The organism is Escherichia sp. WS1450, from assembly GCF_046487395.1.
In the GTDB taxonomy this organism is placed as follows: domain Bacteria; phylum Pseudomonadota; class Gammaproteobacteria; order Enterobacterales; family Enterobacteriaceae; genus Escherichia; species Escherichia coli.
The window spans coordinates 1-2,781 of record NZ_JBJQJO010000087.1; the positions used below are offsets into that span (position 1 = coordinate 1).

1 protein-coding gene and 3 pseudogenes are annotated in these 2,781 nt (G+C 46.6%); 1 reads left to right on the forward strand and 3 read right to left on the reverse strand.

The features are described from left to right. Positions 1-209: 209 nt before the first annotated feature. A pseudogene (gene tnpA, locus ACJHYR_RS27350) lies at positions 210-814 on the forward strand (IS66-like element accessory protein TnpA). Here the strand turns inward: tnpA and ACJHYR_RS27355 are convergent. From ACJHYR_RS27355 to ACJHYR_RS27365, 3 genes and pseudogenes are all read right to left on the reverse strand, one after another. Then, a pseudogene (locus tag ACJHYR_RS27355) lies at positions 741-1,263 on the reverse strand (extracellular solute-binding protein); the annotation flags it as partial. The pseudogenes tnpA and ACJHYR_RS27355 overlap by 74 nt on opposite strands. Before the next feature lie 618 nt (positions 1,264-1,881). Continuing rightward, positions 1,882-2,548, reverse strand: a pseudogene (locus ACJHYR_RS27360) (ABC transporter ATP-binding protein). A 2-nt stretch (positions 2,549-2,550) separates the two neighbouring features. Continuing rightward, on the reverse strand, positions 2,551-2,781 hold a 231-nt coding region (locus tag ACJHYR_RS27365; RefSeq protein WP_374106119.1), incomplete at its 5' end, for a hypothetical protein.

The following is a 2,781-nucleotide window of genomic DNA, read 5'->3' on the forward strand; positions in this document are numbered from 1 at the left end:
ATACTCCTCCGGCAGAAGCAGAAAAAGCTTATTATGCTTCCATCGGAAACGATGATCTGGCAGCCTGAGTTCACAGATAAAACACTCTCCAGGAAACCCGGGGCGGTTCAAGGAGCGCAGAAAAAGTAACCGTCTCATTAAAACGTCTTTCGCCTCCCTTTCCTGTTTCCTATGCTAATGTCCATTTTCGCAGTAAAAGGACATTTACGATGAATGCACGAAAGGCGGTACTGGCAGATAATCCGGAATTGATCCTGCGTTTGCTACAACTGAAATTTGACGAGACACTGTCGTACCCGCGCATTTCTGCACAGACCGGTGTCAGCAAAACCGCTATTTTTTCTCTGGTGAGGCGATTTCATCAGGTATTCACTGACGGGCATCTTTCTGGTGAATATTCCTGCGTGCAACTGACCGGGCTCTTTTCCCGGGGCGATAATATTCAGCCCCGACAGTGACTCAGCCTGTAAAAACAGAGAAAACCCGTCGGAACCGATTTTCACCAGAGTAAAAATGGAGACTTGTTCAGCAAACTCTTTTACCCGGAGCCTGTGTGGCCCAGATTGCACGAGAGTCTGGCATCAATGATAATGTTATTTTCAAATGGCTCAGACTCTGGCAAAACGAAGGGCGTGTTTCGCGGCGTCTTCCGGTAACAACCACTTCTGACGCAGGCGTTGAATTATTACCTATGGAGATAACGCCGGATGAGCAGAAAGATCCGATGATTCCCCTACCGCCAGCTTTTCGCCTGCGCCGGTATACGTTTCTTTATCTTTGCCCTGCATCACCCACAGGCTGGCTCCGCCGATAATGGCGTTTTGTGGTGCATCTTTCGCGTCAGCGTCGTAAGGCATCATGCCTACGCCGTAGTTGAATTTGGCGTACTCGCGAATGTTGGAAAGAGAACCGGAAGAGGCGGTGGTCATCGCGCAATCACCTCTATAGAACTTCTCGGTGGATTCATCCTTACGCCCGACGTAGATGAAGTCGCCCTTCTTGTTCATCTCCTCGAGCATGACGATGTGTTTCACCTGCTCCGGCTTGTTGAACTCCAGCACCGCGTCCGTGGCGTCAAAACCGTTGTTTTTGCTGGCAAACGGCAGACCGTTCCTGGCGCTAAAGTTTTCCAGTTGTATCCACCTCTTTGCCCATTTCCCCTTCCATAGAGTTCCAAAACGGAATGGTCGTCACTGCCTGTGCATTGCCCATTAACGCCAGTCCGAGCACCAGTGATGAAGCTGTATAATGTAACGGTTTCATCGTTTATCTCTCTTGCTTGTTGTACCTGATGTGCAAATTCACTCGTTTTATGCTCGCGGGATTACATATCATGCCCGAATTGCAGAAAAATAACTTTTTATTACATGTGTAAGACAGTAAAACCTCAGAAAGATGACAGTGTGGTGCCGGCGCGGGTGAGGAAAAATGGAAGATGGGGAATGTATAAGCGGGAAAATAGGAGGGCCTGTGGATTGTAGATAATGTGCTCATCGTTTTCATGCCGGATGAGACATAAACACTTTTATCTGAGCATTTCTATGTATTCGGACAGTTGTTCTTGGCATCCAATGGTGCAGGTTCTGTAGTGTGTGGTGGTAGCAATAGCCTCAGCTTCATTACAATATTTATTATCTCAAACATTCAAATGTCCTTGGCCCACTTTGATAGTCACTTTGTCGTGGTTATTATGTCTTTCCTTTTCCTAAAGCCCCATTATCTGTGCTGCAGCTTTCCCTCCATCAACGAACCAACAACCAGCAATGCCTGTCCCCCATAACAGCCCGGAAAATGGCACATTCTCAGATGATTTATCCCGCGAGCTATCCCGCCTACAGCTAATCGACCTGTTTAATACATCTTGACAGTCTGCTGGCAAGGTTACCCTTCCCAATATTGTCCGTTTTTAACATATCTAATACGAACCCCCATCAAATATGCTTCGTGTTCACTGTAAGTGACTAAAAGTGCTGTCTGCCCTGCCTCATGCAAAATATCACGAACTTCACGGCTCAGTCCTACCCTTGTTTTTTATCCAAGCTGGAAAATGGTTCATCTAGCAACAGGATATCTGGATTTGGAACCAGTGACCTTGCAAGGGCAATACGTTGCTGCTGACCTCCTGAAAGTTCATGAGGATAGCTGTCTGAATAGTGGAATAAATCCACCATTTTCAACAGTTCTGTAACTCTGGTTCGCTGTACATCTCTCGGCAGTCTTCTCAGACCAAAGCCACGTTTTGTGAAACTGTAAGGTGGGGAAAGAGCGCATATTCCTGAAAGACTATACCGACATGACATTTCTCCGGCGGAAAATGCATATCTGCGCTGGCCACACAATGCTGTGATACAAAAATTTCCCCTTGTTCAGGCGCTCAAAACCAGCTACAGCACGTAGTACTGTTGTTTTTCCACAACCTGATGTACCAAGCAGACATGCCAGTTCACCTTTACAGACTGACATACCCCCCGCCCCGCAATACAGGATATGGGCTATTGGGATAAACAACATGGACATCATTAATACATAAAGCTGTTTCTTCAGACATAATCAATCCTCTGATTTCAGTCTTTCAGCTGGAACAAACAAAATAACCGGAAATGTCCCTGCAAGAACAATCATTAAAGCAGAGATGGCCCCTTCTTCAAAAGTTCCACGGGCTGCTTCAGCATAAAGAAGTGTTACTGGCAGTTCTTTCATCGCATCAGTGAAAACCAGCAGGGCACTGCTCACCAGAGCAACACAGGAAAGTGAACCCGAACAAAAGTTCCTGTACCATTT